Origin of the sequence: Terrabacter sp. Root181 (assembly GCF_001428505.1) — a bacterium.
Lineage (GTDB): Bacteria > Actinomycetota > Actinomycetes > Actinomycetales > Dermatophilaceae > Terrabacter.
The window spans coordinates 532625-547548 of sequence record NZ_LMHU01000005.1; the positions used below are offsets into that span (position 1 = coordinate 532625).

The 14924-nt window shown below is 72.3% G+C and carries 15 protein-coding genes and 1 pseudogene; 10 read left to right on the top strand and 6 right to left on the bottom strand.

Annotation, left to right across the window (positions count from 1 at the left end; genetic code table 11):
- Positions 1–24: 24 nt before the first annotated feature.
- Entirely contained in the window at positions 25–1590 is a 1566-nt protein-coding gene (locus ASD90_RS11355; protein WP_235506572.1) for an ATP-binding protein, read from the bottom strand.
- A gap of 91 nt (positions 1591–1681) precedes the next feature.
- Here ASD90_RS11355 and dcd point away from each other — a divergent pair, with 91 nt between their 5' ends.
- The 7 genes from dcd to rpmG all read left to right on the top strand — a co-directional run bounded on the left by dcd (position 1682) and on the right by rpmG (position 6986).
- The gene (dcd, locus tag ASD90_RS11360; protein WP_056756021.1) at positions 1682–2260 is read left to right on the top strand and encodes a dCTP deaminase; all 579 of its coding nucleotides are present in this window, start codon (positions 1682–1684) and stop codon (positions 2258–2260) included.
- Positions 2257–2985, top strand: coding sequence for a serine aminopeptidase domain-containing protein (locus ASD90_RS11365; RefSeq protein WP_056756025.1), 729 nt, complete (start codon positions 2257–2259; stop codon positions 2983–2985). Before dcd ends, ASD90_RS11365 begins: the two co-directional genes overlap by 4 nt.
- 51 nt (positions 2986–3036) lie before the next feature.
- Positions 3037–4239 carry an ABC transporter ATP-binding protein gene (locus tag ASD90_RS11370; protein WP_082588647.1) on the top strand — a complete coding sequence of 401 codons (1203 nt, stop codon included), beginning with the start codon at positions 3037–3039 and terminating at the stop codon, positions 4237–4239.
- Complete coding sequence (locus ASD90_RS11375) at positions 4236–4877, top strand: ABC transporter permease (RefSeq protein ID WP_056756030.1); 642 nt, start codon at positions 4236–4238, stop codon at positions 4875–4877. The genes ASD90_RS11370 and ASD90_RS11375 overlap by 4 nt, the downstream gene beginning before the upstream one ends.
- On the top strand, positions 4874–5731 hold the full coding sequence (locus ASD90_RS11380; RefSeq protein WP_056756033.1) for an ABC transporter permease: 858 nt from the start codon (positions 4874–4876) through the stop codon (positions 5729–5731). Before ASD90_RS11375 ends, ASD90_RS11380 begins: the two co-directional genes overlap by 4 nt.
- Positions 5728–6660 (top strand): ABC transporter substrate-binding protein, encoded by a 933-nt coding sequence (locus tag ASD90_RS11385; RefSeq protein WP_056756035.1) that lies wholly within the window; start codon positions 5728–5730, stop codon positions 6658–6660. Before ASD90_RS11380 ends, ASD90_RS11385 begins: the two co-directional genes overlap by 4 nt.
- 158 nt (positions 6661–6818) lie before the next feature.
- Positions 6819–6986, top strand: coding sequence for a 50S ribosomal protein L33 (gene rpmG / locus ASD90_RS24320; protein ID WP_057585977.1), 168 nt, complete (start codon positions 6819–6821; stop codon positions 6984–6986).
- A 197-nt stretch (positions 6987–7183) separates the two neighbouring features.
- On the opposite strand, the pseudogene pip reads toward rpmG, so the two are convergent.
- Positions 7184–8059, bottom strand: a pseudogene (gene pip / locus ASD90_RS11390) (prolyl aminopeptidase); the annotation flags it as partial.
- 145 nt (positions 8060–8204) lie between these two features.
- The gene (locus ASD90_RS11395; protein ID WP_056756038.1) at positions 8205–8930 is read right to left on the bottom strand and encodes a hypothetical protein; all 726 of its coding nucleotides are present in this window, start codon (positions 8928–8930) and stop codon (positions 8205–8207) included.
- 165 nt (positions 8931–9095) lie between these two features.
- On the opposite strand from ASD90_RS11395, the gene ASD90_RS11400 reads away from it, so the two are divergent.
- The 3 genes from ASD90_RS11400 to ASD90_RS11410 all read left to right on the top strand — a co-directional run bounded on the left by ASD90_RS11400 (position 9096) and on the right by ASD90_RS11410 (position 12592).
- Positions 9096–10331 (top strand): GAF domain-containing protein, encoded by a 1236-nt coding sequence (locus ASD90_RS11400; RefSeq protein ID WP_056756041.1) that lies wholly within the window; start codon positions 9096–9098, stop codon positions 10329–10331.
- Between the two features lie 273 nt (positions 10332–10604).
- Positions 10605–12128, top strand: coding sequence for an aldehyde dehydrogenase family protein (locus tag ASD90_RS11405; protein ID WP_056756044.1), 1524 nt, complete (start codon positions 10605–10607; stop codon positions 12126–12128).
- Between the two features lie 14 nt (positions 12129–12142).
- The gene (locus tag ASD90_RS11410) at positions 12143–12592 is read left to right on the top strand and encodes a DUF779 domain-containing protein (RefSeq protein WP_056756048.1); all 450 of its coding nucleotides are present in this window, start codon (positions 12143–12145) and stop codon (positions 12590–12592) included.
- A gap of 90 nt (positions 12593–12682) precedes the next feature.
- On the opposite strand, the gene ASD90_RS11415 is transcribed toward ASD90_RS11410, so the two are convergent.
- From ASD90_RS11415 to ASD90_RS11425, 3 genes are read right to left on the bottom strand one after another with little or no spacing between them, the layout of a single operon-like run.
- The gene (locus ASD90_RS11415; protein ID WP_056756049.1) at positions 12683–13408 is read right to left on the bottom strand and encodes a transporter substrate-binding domain-containing protein; all 726 of its coding nucleotides are present in this window, start codon (positions 13406–13408) and stop codon (positions 12683–12685) included.
- A 4-nt stretch (positions 13409–13412) separates the two neighbouring features.
- Positions 13413–14105, bottom strand: coding sequence for a hypothetical protein (locus ASD90_RS11420; RefSeq protein WP_056756052.1), 693 nt, complete (start codon positions 14103–14105; stop codon positions 13413–13415).
- Positions 14106–14118: 13 nt separating this feature from the next.
- Entirely contained in the window at positions 14119–14922 is an 804-nt protein-coding gene (locus ASD90_RS11425; RefSeq protein WP_056756055.1) for a hypothetical protein, read from the bottom strand.
- Between the last annotated feature and the right edge of the window lie 2 nt (positions 14923–14924).

Genomic DNA, 14924 nt, shown 5'->3' on the forward strand with positions numbered 1-14924 from the left:
ATGCCGTGTGCCCGGGTCCCGCGGTCAGCCGGAGTGGGTGACCCCGCCGTCGGGGGAGTAGCCGAAAGACGCGACCGAGCGGCTCGGCCGCGGCAGCCGGCCGGACGGCATACCTCGCAGGTCGCCGTCCGCGCCGTCGTGCGCCCCGACACCGAGGAGGCTGCGGGTCAGCGCCTGCGCGTCGGACAGGAGCTCGTCGAGTGCGACGCCGAGGTGGTCGTCCGCCGGGGGCTCGTCGGCGACCGCCGCCGCGAGCACGGCTCGGCGCACGAGCTCCTTGGCGAAGGATGCCGTCGTGCCCTCGGCCCGGGCGGCCGCCGCCGAGATCGCCTCGGCGCCGAAGAGGTGTCCGCCGTAGAGGCGGAGCAGCTCGCGCCGTCCCTCGGCGTCCGGCAGCGGGATCTCCGCAGCCAGGTCGACGCGGCCCGGCCGCTGCGACAGGGCGACCTCGAGGTCCTCGACGCGGTTCGTCGTGAGCACGAAGGCGACGTCCGAGTCCGAGTCGAGCCCGTCGAGGGCGTCGAGCACCTCGAAGAGCAGCGGCGACGCCCCCATCGGCGCGAACGACCGGTCCTCGGCAACGAGGTCGCAGTCCTCGAGGACGACGATCGCGGGCTGGTGCGCGCGGGCGACCTTCGCGGCGTCGTGGATGAAGCGGAGCGAGCCACCGCTCAGCAGCACCGCGGTGGTGCCCGGGGTGGCCGAGAGGAGGTAGCGCACCGTGTGGGTCTTGCCGGTGCCGGGCGGGCCGTAGAGCAGGACGCCGCGCTTGAGGTGCTGGCCGTGCGCGACGAGCCGCTCGCGGTGCTCACCCATCCCGATGACATGGTGCGCCACGCGGTCGAGGACGCCGTCCGGCAGCACGACGGCGGCCGCGTCGACGGTCGGACGCTCGATGAAGGTGACTCCGGCCATGCCGGGGCCGTAGGGGTCCGAGCCGAACGTCACGACCTGTCCGCGGATGACGCTCCGCTCGTCCATCAGCTCCTGGACGCGGGCCATGAGCGCGTCGGACACGTCCCGGTCCTGCGCGACGACCTCGATGGTCCCGGACTCGCGCCCGAACTGCCGGTTCATGCCCTGCTGCCGGACCGCGACCGGGTGGCCGTCGAAGTGGAAGAGGCGGATCCCGGACGTCACGACCTGCCTCTGGTCGTCCTTGCCGGGGCCGGTCGGCATCCGGTCGTAGTCGACCTGCCCGACCGACATGCCCGGGCCGTGGAAGCGCTGCACGAGGTCGCCGAGCGACATGTGGTGGCGCGCGTCGCCGGCGATCCCGATGACCGTGGCGTCCCGGTCGTCGGCCGAGACCTCGGACAGGGCGATGTCCGCGTCGACGAGCCGGTGGGGTGGCACGGGCGCCGAGACGACGGCGAGCAGGTGCGGCTCGGCGCCCAGGTGCTCCCGGAGGGCCTCGGACAGCCGCTGGCCGCTCTCGTCGGCCGGCAGCGCCTCGAGGATCCGCCGCACGACGGAGTGGAAGTCGGCGAGCAGGGCGTCGTCGGCGACCGGGGCTTCGCGGGCGAGCAGGGCGTCGGAGGCGAGCGGGGCGTCGGAGGCGCGTCGGGCGCCCGTGTCCGAGGGGTCCATGAAGCGACGATAGGTGCCCCGCGGCGCACGTAGGGCGTCCGCGGGTCAGGAGAGTCCGGGCGAAACCGGTCCGGCGTTATAGCCTCGTCCCGTGCTGCTCTCCGACAAGGACATCCGGGCCGAGATCGCCGCCGAGCGGGTCGTGCTCGACCCGTGGGACCCGCAGATGGTCCAACCGTCGAGCGTCGACGTCCGGCTGGACAAGTTCTTCCGGCTCTTCGACAACCACAAGTACCCCTACATCGACCCGGCGGCGGAGCAGCCCGACCTGACGCGTCTCGTCGAGGTCGGCCCGGAGGAGGACCGCTTCGTGCTGCACCCGGGGGAGTTCGTCCTCGGATCGACGCTCGAGACCGTCACGCTGCCCGACGACCTCGCCGCGCGGGTCGAGGGCAAGAGCTCGCTCGGCCGCCTCGGTCTGCTCACGCACGCGACCGCCGGCTTCGTCGACCCCGGCTTCTCCGGCCACGTCACGCTCGAGCTGTCCAACGTCGCGACGCTGCCGATCATGCTCTACCCGGGCATGAAGATCGGCCAGCTCTGCTTCTTCCGCCTCAGCTCGCCCGCCGAGAACCCTTACGGCTCAGCGGCGTACGGCTCGCACTACCAAGGCCAGCGCGGTCCGACCGCGAGCCGGTCGTTCGCCAACTTCCACCGCAGCCAGGTGTGAGCGCCGAGCCGGCTCCCGCAGACGAGGTCCCGCTCGCGTCGCTCGTCTGGGACGCGCAGCCCACGGACGCGACCGTCGTCGCCCTCGTCATGCACGGTGGGGCCGTCGACGGGCACGAGCCCAACCGGCCGTGGTCGCACAACGTCGCCCGCCTCGTGCCGTTCGCGCGTGCCCTCAAGAAGGTGCCCGGCCCGATGGCCGTCGCCCGGCTCCGTTTCCGCGTCCGCGGCTGGAACGGCGACGCGATGCCCGTCGAGGACGCCAGGTGGGCGCTTGAACAGGTGCGGGCGGCATACCCCGGCGTCCCGATCGCCCTCGTCGGTCACTCGATGGGCGGACGGGTCGCGATGTTCGTCGGTGACGATCCCGACGTCCGGCTCGTCGTCGGGCTGGCGCCCTGGGTCGAGCCGGGCGACCCCCGCCCCGGCGCCGGCAGGCGCACCGTCCTCGTCCACGGCGACCGTGACGTCATCTGCTCGCTGGCCCGCACTCGCCACGCCGTCGAGCAGATGCAGGCCGACGGTCTCGACGCGTCCCTGATCCGCGTCGCCCGCGCCGACCACGCCATGCTCGTGCGCGCCCGGCTCTGGACCGCCCTCGTCAGAGAGGTCGTCGAGGCCAGCTTCGCGCGCGAGCTGGGGGGCACCGGCGAGCCGCGATCCGGACCGATCGGGGCCGTCGTGGCCCGGGTCGTGCACGCCGGGGGCGTCACGGTCGACATCTGACCCTCGACGAGGTCCGAGGTGCGGTCGGCGCAGACGGGTACGTTGAGGAGCATGATCCGCTTCGAGGGCGTGACCAAGCGCTATGCCGATGCGTCCGGCACCGACGGGGGAGCCGGGTCGGTCGCCGTCGACGACCTGACCCTCGAGGCCCCGACCGGCAAGATCACCGTCCTGGTCGGGCCCTCGGGCTGTGGCAAGACGACGACCCTGCGGATGGTCAACCGGATGATCACGCCGACCTCCGGCACCATCTCCATCAATGGGCGCGACACGGCCTCGCTCGACGTCGCCGAGCTGCGTCGCGGCATCGGCTACGTCATCCAGCACGCCGGGCTGTTCCCGCACCGCACCGTCCTCGACAACGTCGCCACCGTGCCGCGCCTGCTCGGCACCGACAAGCGCACCGCGCGGTCGCGCGCGATGGAGCTCATCGAGCGCGTCGGCCTCGACCCGGCCATGGCGAAGCGCTACCCCGCCCAGCTCTCCGGCGGCCAGCAGCAGCGCGTCGGCGTGGCCCGGGCGCTTGCGGCAGACCCTCCCGTCATGCTCATGGACGAGCCGTTCTCGGCCGTCGACCCCGTGGTGCGCGAGCAGCTCCAGAACGAGTTCCTCCGCCTCCAGTCCGACCTCGGCAAGACGATCCTCTTCGTCACCCACGACATCGACGAGGCCGTCAAGCTCGGCGACCAGGTGGCGGTGCTGCGCGTGGGCGGCGTTCTCGCGCAGCTCGACTCGCCGGCCAAGCTCCTCGCCGACCCCGTCGACGACTTCGTCGCCGGCTTCGTCGGTCGCGACCGCGGCTACCGCGCCCTCTCCTTCGCCGCGGCTCCCGAGCTCTCGCTCACCGACGAGCCCACGGTGCGTCTCGGGGCCGGTGCCGACGAGGTCCGTGCGATTGGTACACCCTGGGTGCTGTGCGTCGGCGACGCGGGCGAGCCGCTCGGCTGGGTCCGTGCGGCCGCCGTCGAGTCCGAGGTGACGCGCTCCGTGCTGCACCGCGGCGGCACCGTGGCCTCGACCACCGGGTCGCTGCGGGCGCTGCTCGACGCGGCCCTGTCCTCGCCCAGCGGACGCGGCGTCGTGGCCGACGCGGACGGCCGTCTCGTCGGCACCATCCGGGCCGCCGAGGTGATCCCCGCGATCGAGGCCCGGCGCGACGCCGCCTCGTCGGGCGCCGCCGCCCCGTCAGGTGCTGGCACCGGTGCCACGACCTCGGCCGCCGACCGCCCGGCCGAGGAGGCGACCGCCCGGTGACCTGGGCCCTCGACCACATCGGCGACATCATGTTCCGCGCCGGCCAGCACGCCTGGCTCGCCGGGCTGCCGCTCGTGCTCGGCCTCGTCATCGCCCTGCCGCTCGGCTGGCTCGCCGCGCGCCGGCCCAGGCTGCGCGCCGTGCTCCTCACGACGACGGGCCTGCTCTACACGATTCCGTCGCTCGCGCTCTTCATCCTCCTGCCACCGCTGCTCGGCACGAAGATCCTCGACCCCGTCAACGTCATCGTCGCCATGACCGTCTACACCGTCGCGCTGCTGACCCGCACCGTCGCCGACGGCCTCTCCTCGGTCGACGGGTCCACGCGTCAGGCCGCCATCGCCATGGGCTACGGGTCGTTCGCCCGGTTCCGCGCCGTCGACCTCCCGCTCGCGGTGCCCGTCATCGCGGCCGGCCTGCGCGTCGCGGCGGTGAGCAACGTCAGCATCGTCAGCGTCGCCTCGCTCATCGGCATCTCGCAGCTCGGCTACTTCCTCACCGACGGCTACGCGCGCTCCTTCCCGACCGAGGTCTGGGTCGGCATCGTCGCGTGCCTGCTGCTCGCGCTCGTCTTCGACCTCGTCATCCAGGTCGTCTCGCGTTTCCTCACCCCCTGGACGAGGGTGGTGGCCGCATGAGCTTCTCGGCGATCTGGGGCTGGTTCACCGACCCGGCCAACTGGCAGGGCACCGACGGCGTGCCCAACCGCGTGCTCGAGCACCTGCTCTACACCGGGCTGACGCTGCTCATCGCGCTCGTCGTCGCTGTGCCGCTCGGCGCCTGGGTGGGCCACTCCGGGCGCCTGCGCTGGCTCGTGACCGGCGCCAACGCCGCCCGCGCCGTGCCGACCCTCGGCCTGCTCTTCGCCGTGTCGATGTTCGTCGGGCCCCTCATCCAGAGCGACCTCGCCTTCGTCATCCCGAGCATCACCGTCCTCGTGCTGCTCGCGATCCCACCGCTGCTGTCGGGCACGTATGCCGGCATCGACAGCGTCGAGCCCGCCGCGCGCGACGCGGCCCGCGGGATGGGCATGACGGGTTGGCAGGTGCTGACCAAGGTCGAGGCGCCGTGTGCGCTGCCGCTCTTCCTCAGCGGCCTGCGCAGCGCCACCCTTCAGGTCATCGCCACCGCCACCATCGCGGCCTCCGTCAGCCTCGGAGGTCTCGGCCGCTACCTCATCGACGGGCTCGCCTCGCGCGACTACGTCCAGATGGTCTGCGGGTCGATCCTCGTCGCCGCCCTCGCGCTCGTCGCCGACGGCCTCCTGGCCCTGCTCGAGAAGAGGGCCGTCTCACCGGGAATCAGCGGGCGGGCCGCGCGTGTTGCCCGTTCACGCGCACGAAACTCCGATCCCCACCCCGAACCAGACTCCGACGGTGCAGACCGCTCGGACCCCGACCCGCGGCAGGCCGCGCTCGTGGGCTCCGGCAGCACCGGCCCCGTGCAGGCGACCGCCACCACGGGCACCCCATCCGAAAGGGACCGAACATGACACGCACGCGCTTCCTGGCCGCGGGCCTGCTCCTCGCCGCCGTCGTGCCGCTCGCCGCCTGCGGGGGCGGTAGCGACCCGCTCGCCCCGGCCACGAGCGCCGGAGCCGGCTCGACCGGGGGATCGACCGGCGCCGCCGGCTCGGTCAAGATCGGCTCAGCCGACTTCCCCGAGGCCGCCCTGCTCGGCGAGATCTACGCCCAGGCGCTCGAGGCCAAGGGCATGACGGTCACCCGCCAGTTCAACATCGGCAGCCGCGAGACCTACCTCAAGGCCATCACCGGCGGCGAGGTCGACGTCCTCGCCGAGTACACCGGCTCGCTGCTCAACTTCTACGACAAGAACGCCAAGGTCACCCAGCCCGACGAGGTCTACTCCGCCCTCCAGAAGGTCGTGCCGCAGGGCCTCACGGTGCTCGACAAGTCCGCGGCCGAGGACAAGAACTCCCTCGCCGTCACCAAGGACACCGCGAGCCAGTGGTCGCTCAAGGCGATCCCCGACCTCGCCGCGCACCAGGCCGAGCTCACCATCGGCGCCCCGCCGGAGTTCAAGACCCGCCAGCAGGGCCTCGTCGGCCTCAAGTCGGTCTACAACATCACGCCCAAGGAGTTCCGCCCGCTGCAGAGCCAGGCGACGGTCGAGGCCCTGAAGAACGGCCAGGTCAAGGCGGCCAACATCTTCAGCACCGACCCGTCGATCTCGGCCAACGGCTTCGTCGTGCTCGACGACCCGGCGAGCCTCTTCGGCTCCGACAACGTCGTGCCGCTCGTCCGGTCCGAGAAGGCCGACAGCGTCAAGGCCGCCCTCAACGCGGTCTCGGCCAAGCTCGACACGACGTCGCTGGCCGACATGGTCAAGCAGGTCGTCGTCGACAAGAAGGACACCAACGAGGTCGCCAAGACGTGGCTCGCCAGCGCGGGTCTCGCCTGACCCGACCCGTCGTCCGCCCAGAGGCCCCCGCGTCGGACGCGGGGGCCTCTGGCGTGCCCCGGCCGGACTGACTCGGCCGTGGAGGGAATGTAGCACCGTCGAGAATGGTTCTCATTACGGTTGCGGAAACTCGTGACCCCGAGACCGAAGGAGCCCCCATGGCCAAGCGCACCGACCTGCGCCCCGTCGTCACCCTGCGTTCGACCGCCGGCACCGGCTACGCCTACGTGACGCGCAAGAACCGTCGCAGTAACCCCGACCGCCTGGTGCTGCGCAAGTTCGACCCCGTCGCGCGCGAGCACGTCGACTTCCGCGAGACCCGCTGACGGCAGCGGACCGTCGCGTGACCGCGACGACTCCAGTGGCCACGTCCGACCTCGGACGTGGCCACTGCCATGTGCCGTATGCCGTCCGGCGCGGTGCCGGACCGCGCGCCGGGGGGGGGGGGGGGCGGGGGGCCGGCGAAGCGGTCGAGGGCCGCGACGAGGATCCGCTCGCCCTCGCTCCCCGGTCCGTGCAGGTCGTCCTCGACCACGTGCAGCTCGGCGAGCGGCAGGGCCTGCGCCAGCTCGTGGGCGACCCGCAGGGGAGAGGCGATGTCGAGCCGGCCGCGCACGAGCACGGCGGGGACGCCCGCGATCCGGTCGAGGCGGCCCGTGATGGCGTCGTCCGACAGGAAGGCGTGGTGACCGAAGTAGTGCGTGACGAGCCTCGCGAAGCCCAGCCGGAAGCGCGGGTCCGCGTACCGCGGGCTCGGCCGCACCGGCCCCGAGAGGGTCGCGATGCGGTCCTCCCACGCGCACCAGGCGCGCGCGGCTGCGTCGGCCACGAGCGGGTCGTCGTCGAGGAGCAGCCGGTTCACGGCCAGCGGCACGTTGGCCCGGTCCGCCTCCGCGGGCAGCGACGCGAGCAGGGCGTCGAACTCGGCGGGGTAGACCGCGCCCATCGTGTGGGTCAGCCACTCGACCTCGTGGCGGCGCGTGGTGACCACGGCCCACAGCACGAGCGCGCTGACCCGCTCGGGGTGCTCGACGGCATACGCGAGGGAGAGCGTCGAGCCCCATGACCCGCCCAAGAGGACCCAGGACTCGATGCCGAGGTGCTCACGGAGCCGCTCGAAGTCGCCGATGAGGTGGCCGGTCGTGTTGTGCTGCAACGCGGCCCGCGTGTCACCGGCGTGCGGTCGGCTTCGGCCGGCGCCGCGCTGGTCGACGAGCACGACGCGGTAGCGCTCGGGGTCGCAGAACTGCGTCCACCACGGCGAGGCCCCCGACCCCGGACCGCCGTGCACGACGAGGAGCGGCGTCCCGTCGGGCCGGCCGGACTGCTCCCAGTGCACCTCGTGACCGTCGTCGGTGGGGAGGATGCCGGTCTCGTAGGGCTCGTGAGCGGCATACACGGCTGTGTCCTCCCGGGAGTAGGGCTGGTGACTGCCGCGGTCGGGTGTCGGCGGTCGGGTGTCGGCGGCCGGCGGCCGGGGGCCGGGGGCGCGGATCGGCCCCGGCGTCGGACGCCGGGGCCGGATCAGGATGCCACCGAGGTGGTCAGCGTGCGTACGTCCCGACCTGTCGGGCGCGGTCCGTCGCGACGGGTGTGGGCGGAGGGGCTGCCCAGGCGACGGGCACCGGCTCGGGCGCCAGGGGTGCGAAGGTGGCCACGACGTCGATGCCGTCGCGCAGGAGCTTGACGAGGCGCTCCTCGGGGTCGTCGACGCAGGCGCGGGCGATGCCGTCCACGGCCAGGGCGACGACCTTGGCGGCGTTCGCCGGGCGGACGGCTGCGGTGTTGAAGCCCATGCGTGCCAGGTGGATTCGTGCCCACCGCTCCGCCGCCGGCGCGGCGGTGAGGGCGGCCCGTGAGGCCTTGGACAGCTGCCCGGGGGATCGACCGTCCTGCTCGGCGAGGATGCCCTCGGCGTTGAGGATGGCGAGGGCCATGACGTTCTGCCGCTCCTCAGCGGCGACGGGCAGCGCGGCCCGGGCCGTCGTCAGCACGAGCGCCGTCGTGACCCGCGGGTCGTCCGGGTTGAGGCCGACGACCTCGGGGATCATCGTGACCAGACGCTGGCGGTGCGTCTCGTCGAGCATGTCGTTGACGCAGCGCGCGAGGGTCGCCAGCACCGGGTGGGTGCACTCCGGGTGGTCGCTCCAGCGCTCGCCGGCCAGGAACGAGGCCATCTCCATGAAGCACGCGCCCTTGCGCGAGCTGCGGTGGCGGCCGCGGGACAACACGGGCACGCCGTCGGGCACGAAGGGGGCTCGTCGAGACATCGTCGCTCCTCGGACTTCCATCAAAGATCCTGCGCGGGTTCCTTCATGGTGCGCCTGAATCGGCTGCTTGACCACCCCTTCTGTCCAACCTGCCGGGCGCGCTCGACGTTGTGGGATTGCGCGCAGTCCTGTCGCCCTGGGCGGAAGTGTGTGCACAATCGGCCCATGCCCGTCGACGCGCACCCCGAGTCCGAGAGCAGCGGGGTCCGCGCACACGTCGCCGACTCGTGGCTGCGGTCCGCCGCGGCCGGCGTCCAGGTCGACACCGTCGACGCGCCGATCACGCTGCCCGCGGACGCGCTGCGCGACCACCGCGAGGCGCACCCCTTGGCGCGCGTCTTCCCGTTGCTCGACGACGTGCTCGGCCAGGCGGCGCGCGACTGTGACGCCGTCATGGCCGTCTCGGATGCCTCGGGCCAGCTGCTGTGGGTGTGTGGGACGCCGAGCGTGCTCCGTCGTGCCGAGTCGATCGGCTTCGTCGAGGGCAGCAACTGGGACGAGCGCCTCGCCGGCACCAACGCACCGGGGATGGCCCTGCGCCTCGACCAGTCCGTCAACGTCATCGGGGCCGAGCACTTCCGGCACTCCGTCCAGCGCTGGAGCTGCGCGGCGACGACGATCCACGACCCGGCCGACCAGTCCGTCCTCGGGGTCCTCGACATCACCGGTGGCGACGACATCGTCGTGCCGCAGACCATGGCCATGGTGCGGGCGGCCGCGCGGATGGCCGAGTCCGAGCTGGCGCGCGAGCTGCTCGTGAGCGGCCGGGGCGCCCAGCCCGAGGGGACCGCGCGCGGGCTCTCGGTGCTCATGGAGTCGCTCGGCCGCAACGACACCCTCCTCACCGTCGACGACGGCAGGGGCCACCGCCGAACCGTCCGCCTCAGTCCGCGCCACAGCGAGATCCTGCTCCTGCTCGCCTCGGCGCCGCGCGGGCTCTCGGGCGACGAGCTCGCCGTCCTGCTCTACGAGGAGGACAGCAGCGCCTCGACGCTCCGGGTCGAGATGGGCCGGCTGCGCAGCCTGCTCGGTGAGGACCTGCTCGCATCACGCCCGTACCGGCTCGTCGCCGAGCTCTCCGGGGACTGGCTCGGGGTAGAGGCGCACCTGGCGGCCGGTGACGTCGCGAGCGCGATGCGCGCCTACCGCGGGCCGCTCCTGCCGCGGTCGACGGCGCCGGGGGTGGTCCGCCTGCGCGCGAGCGTCGAGGGCGACCTGCGCCGCGCGGTCATCGGGAGCGGTCGGGCCGACCTCATGTCGGCCTGGACGCGCTCGGCGTCCGGGGCCGACGACTACGAGATGTGGCAGGCGCAGGCGCACGTCCTCGGCCCCGGGTCGGCGCTCATGCCGCTCGTCCAGAACCAGATCCACCGCCTCGACCGCGAGCTCGGCCCCGCCTGACCCGCCCGGGTTGGTGGCCTCTCGACGGTTGAGACCCGGCCACAGCTGGCCCCTCGACGTTTCAAGCAACCGTCGAGAGGCCACGTCGCGCCCCGCCTCCCCCGTCGAGAGGCCACGTCGCGCCGCCCCCCACCCGTCGAGGGGCCACAAACCGGGCGTATGCCGTGACGTCGCCACCCCGCACACGGCACGCAACGTGGTTGCAACGTTGCCCTGCCTACGGTCACGCCAACCCCTGGGAGGGGCACCACCAAGGATGTTGGGAGATCAACCATGACCGTCTACGCACCGCCCGGCTCGCCCGACTCGCTCGTCACCGTCCTCGACCGCTACGGCCACTTCATCGGCGGCAACTGGGTCGACCCGAAGAAGGGCCTCTGGTTCGAGAACATCTCGCCGGTCAACGGCAAGCCGTTCTGCGAGGTCGCCCGGGGCACCGAGGAGGACATCGAGGCCGCGCTCGACGCAGCGCACGCCGCCGCCCCCGCCTGGGGCCGCACCAGCCTCGGGGAGCGCTCGCTCATCCTCAACCGGATCGCCGACCGCATCGAGGCCAACCTCGAGGCGCTCGCCGTCGCCGAGACGTGGGAGAACGGCAAGGCCGTCCGTGAGACCCTCGCCGCCGACCTCCCGCTCGCTGTCGACCACTTCCGCTACTTCGCGGGCGTCCTTCGAGGACAAGAGGGTTCGAGCAGCGAGATCGACGAGAACACCGTTGCCTACCACTTCCACGAGCCGCTCGGCGTCGTCGGCCAGATCATCCCCTGGAACTTCCCGATCCTCATGGCCGTGTGGAAGCTCGCCCCGGCCCTGGCCGCCGGCAACTGCGTCGTGCTCAAGCCGGCAGAGCAGACCCCGTGGTCGATCCTCAAGGTGGTCGAGCTCGTCGGGGACCTGCTCCCCCCGGGCGTGCTCAACGTCGTCAACGGCTTCGGCGTCGAGGCCGGCAAGCCGCTCGCCAGCAGCCCGCGCATCGCCAAGATCGCCTTCACCGGCGAGACGACGACCGGTCGCCTCATCATGCAGTACGCCTCGCAGAACATCATCCCCGTCACGCTCGAGCTCGGCGGCAAAAGCCCCAACGTCTTCTTCGAGGACGTCGCGCAGGAGCGGGATGCCTTCTACGACAAGGCTCTCGAGGGTTTCACGATGTTTGCCCTCAACCAGGGCGAGGTCTGCACGTGTCCGTCGCGCGCGCTCGTGCAGAGCTCGATCTACAGCGACTTCGTGCCCGACGCCGTGGCCCGCGTCGAGAAGATCGTGCAGGGCAACCCGCTCGACACCGCCACGACGATGGGCGCCCAGGCGAGCAACGACCAGCTCGAGAAGGTCCTGTCCTACATGGACATCGGAAGGCAGGAGGGCGCGAAGATCCTCACCGGCGGTGAGCGCAACGTGCTCGACGGCGACCTCGCCGAGGGCTACTACGTCGCGCCGACCATCTTCGAGGGCGACAACTCGATGCGGATCTTCCAGGAGGAGATCTTCGGCCCGGTCGTCTCGCTCACGAGCTTCGACGACGAGGCCGACGCCCTCTCCATCGCCAACGACACGCTCTACGGCCTCGGCGCCGGGGTGTGGACCCGCGACGGGTCACGCGCGTACCGGATGGGCCGTGGCATCAAGGCCGGTCGCGTCTGGACGAACTGCTACCACCAGTACCCGGCGCACGCCGCGTTCGGTGGCTACAAGCAGTCGGGCATCGGCCGCGAGAACCACAAGATGATGCTCGACCACTACCAGCAGACGAAGAACCTTCTCGTCTCCTACTCGCCCGACGCGCTCGGGTTCTTCTGAGCGGGTCGGCCCCCGTGGCCCACACGCCCCCAGAGACGGTCGCACCCGGTGAGCCAACGGCTTCCCCCAGCCGGGTCGACCTCACCGGTGAGGCGGCGGACCTGCTCCGTCGCCTCACCGGGATCCACGGTCCGCTGATGTTCCACCAGTCGGGTGGCTGCTGCGACGGCAGCTCTCCCATGTGCTTCCCGGCCGGCGACTTCATCACGAGCGAGGCCGACGTGCACCTGGCCGACCTCGCCGTCGACGGGGTCGAAGCACCGGTCGGCTTCTGGATGTCGGTGTCGCAGTACGAGTACTGGAAGCACACGCACCTCACCGTCGACGTCGTGAGGGGTCGCGGGAGCGGCTTCTCCGTCGAGGCGCCCGAGGGCGTGCGGTTCCTCATCCGCTCGCGCCTGCTCACCGCTGAGGAGCTGACCGCCTTCGGCATCACCGCTCGGACCGTGGGCCGGGTCGGCTGAGCCCGACCGGACCGTGGAGGTTCGCACCCCTGTGCGGGGGTGCGAACCTCCACGGTGTCGTATGCCGTCCGCCGCGCCCGTCGTATGCCGTCAGGCAGGCGGCGCGACCGCGGCGCCCGACTGCCCCGACCGCGCCAAGGCGTCGGCGACGAAGCCGCTCGCCTTCAGCTCCTCGACGAGCTCGTGCAGGAACGCGACGGTGTCGGCCGCACGCGTCCGCGTCGTGCCGACGGCCTGCTCGATCTGCATGAACGCCTCGTCGACGACCCTCACGTCGTCACGGCCGGCGGCGAAGGCGGTGACGGGCTCCCGGATGCCGGCACCGACCTCGAGGCCCTCGGCGGCGAAGACGTCGACGCCCTCGTCACCGCGCACGATGCTTGCGTGCGCCAGCGTGCGGGTGAGGAAGAGGTCGTAGGCCGAGCCGTGCTTGACCCCGACCCGGACGCCGCCGCGGTCGACGTCGGCGACCGACCGCACGGGGGAGTCGACGGGCACGACGTAGACACCCTCGATGACGACGTAGGGCGCCGTGAAGGCGACCTCAGTCGCCCGGGCCGGGTCGACGGCGAGGAAGCACAGGTCGGCCTCGCCCGTCGCCATGGCCTCGAACGACCGGCGCGCCGCGTCGAAGCAGACCAGCTCGACGGGCACGCCGAGCCGCTCCCCGACGGCATACGCGAGGTCGACGGTCACCCCGCTGGGTGCGTCCGGCGTGCCCTGGGCGAGCACGGGGTTGCCGAGGTTGATCGAGGCGCGCAGGACGCCCGTCGGCGCGAGGTCCTGGGCGATGGCGGGCGTCGGGGTCGCGGTCACCCGGTCAGGCTACGGCGTCCTTCCCGCGGGTGGGCTTGCGGTAGAAGGCGATCCCCGGCACGGGCCGCTCGGCCTCGATGACGGCCGTGTCGGTGACCGAGATGCCGGGACCGGCGACGACGGCGAAGAATACCGTCTGGCCGAGCACGACGTCGACCTCGGGGGGCTCCGCCTGGCCGTCCTTGACCATGACGAGGACGCCCTGCCGCTGCTGGCTCTGCCAGGCCCGGATGCCCTCGTCCGAGCTCGAGTCCGGCGCCGAGACGCGCACGACGCCCGTGGCGCCGGAGCCGTGGGCGTCGGCCCACTCGTAGGTCCCGGTGCACGTGAAGGCGTGGGAGTAGCCCGACTCGTTGACGAGGCGGTCGCTCGAGAAGAAGTCCTTCTCGCCCGAGACGGCGAAGGGTCGGGCGTGCGGGTCGGGGCAGTGCCACATGACCATGTCGCCGGCGTTGACGGTCACCTTCTCGACGTCCGGCACGAAGGCCTTGCCCTCGGCCCGCACGGTGACGAGCGTCTGGGCCATCTCGCCGCGCTTGGGTGAGTCACCCTCGACGACGACGACGTACGGGTGGTCCTGGGCCATGGCGGCGGTGCCGGCGTGGCCGATCGCGTAGGCGTAGGTGCCGGGCTTCATGAACCGCTGCCCGTAGCAGTCGGTCTGCCGCAGCGCCCTGCTGTCGAAGTGGTCGCTCATGGTCGTGCCCTCCTCAGGCGCTGATGTCGGCGCTGAGGACGAGCTCGTCCTCGGGCGCGTTGTGCTGGACCTCGGCGCCGATGGCGTCGATGTGGACCGAGACGGCCGGGTCGATCGCCGACGTCGCCGGCAGCACCTCGAACCACTCGGGCTGGTCGTAGATCGGGAAGCGGGTGCCCGAGATGAACGGCGTGATGATCGGCCCGAGCCAGCCGGTGAGCCCGGCGATCCCGATGGCGGCGGTGACGGCGATGGCGAGACCGGCGAGGAACGGGCCGATGAGCGGCACCCAGGCGACGGCCGCCGCGACGGCCAGCCCGATGCCGGCGACGATCGCGGCGGTCCCGGGCCCGAAGGCCAGGCTCGGCACGCCCTGGACGATGCCCTCGACCTTCCACATACCGCCGACGAGCGCGACGGACAGCCCGAGGTCGACCGTGGCCCGCACGAAGTCACCGAACGACACGGGCACCGAGACCGTGGGCCACGTGATGTCGATCCGCGGCGTGCAGACGGTCCCGACGCACGGGATGTCGATGCAGACCTGGGGGATGTGGATCTCGGGGAGGAAGTCGCCGAGGTCGAGCGACAGCGTGGCGCTCGCACTCCAGTCGAGGCGCAGGTCGGCGATCCGGATGGTGTCCGGCGGGATGAGGTCGACGGAGCCGTTGCTCAGGGTGCCGCTCACGGAGTAGCTGACCGCGAAGGGCCCGAGGCTGGACGAGCCGCTCGTCGACTGCGGGCCGAGCCCGGCGACGACGGTGTCGAGGAAGTCGTTGGCCGCGCCCTCGTCGATGGCGGCGATGATCTCGGACATGG

What these genes read in the sequence shown, in the direction of transcription:
- ASD90_RS11355 (WP_235506572.1), bottom strand. Translation starts at nt 1,590, where the DNA reads ATGGACCCCTCGGACACGGGCGCCCGACGCGCCTCCGACGCCCCGCTC.
- ASD90_RS11370 (WP_082588647.1), top strand. Translation starts at nt 3,037, where the DNA reads ATGATCCGCTTCGAGGGCGTGACCAAGCGCTATGCCGATGCGTCCGGC.
- ASD90_RS11380 (WP_056756033.1), top strand. Translation starts at nt 4,874, where the DNA reads ATGAGCTTCTCGGCGATCTGGGGCTGGTTCACCGACCCGGCCAACTGG.
- ASD90_RS11385 (WP_056756035.1), top strand. Translation starts at nt 5,728, where the DNA reads ATGACACGCACGCGCTTCCTGGCCGCGGGCCTGCTCCTCGCCGCCGTC.
- rpmG (WP_057585977.1), top strand. Translation starts at nt 6,819, where the DNA reads ATGGCCAAGCGCACCGACCTGCGCCCCGTCGTCACCCTGCGTTCGACC.
- ASD90_RS11395 (WP_056756038.1), bottom strand. Translation starts at nt 8,930, where the DNA reads ATGTCTCGACGAGCCCCCTTCGTGCCCGACGGCGTGCCCGTGTTGTCC.
- ASD90_RS11400 (WP_056756041.1), top strand. Translation starts at nt 9,096, where the DNA reads ATGCCCGTCGACGCGCACCCCGAGTCCGAGAGCAGCGGGGTCCGCGCA.
- ASD90_RS11405 (WP_056756044.1), top strand. Translation starts at nt 10,605, where the DNA reads ATGACCGTCTACGCACCGCCCGGCTCGCCCGACTCGCTCGTCACCGTC.
- ASD90_RS11420 (WP_056756052.1), bottom strand. Translation starts at nt 14,105, where the DNA reads ATGAGCGACCACTTCGACAGCAGGGCGCTGCGGCAGACCGACTGCTAC.
- ASD90_RS11425 (WP_056756055.1), bottom strand. Translation starts at nt 14,922, where the DNA reads ATGTCCGAGATCATCGCCGCCATCGACGAGGGCGCGGCCAACGACTTC.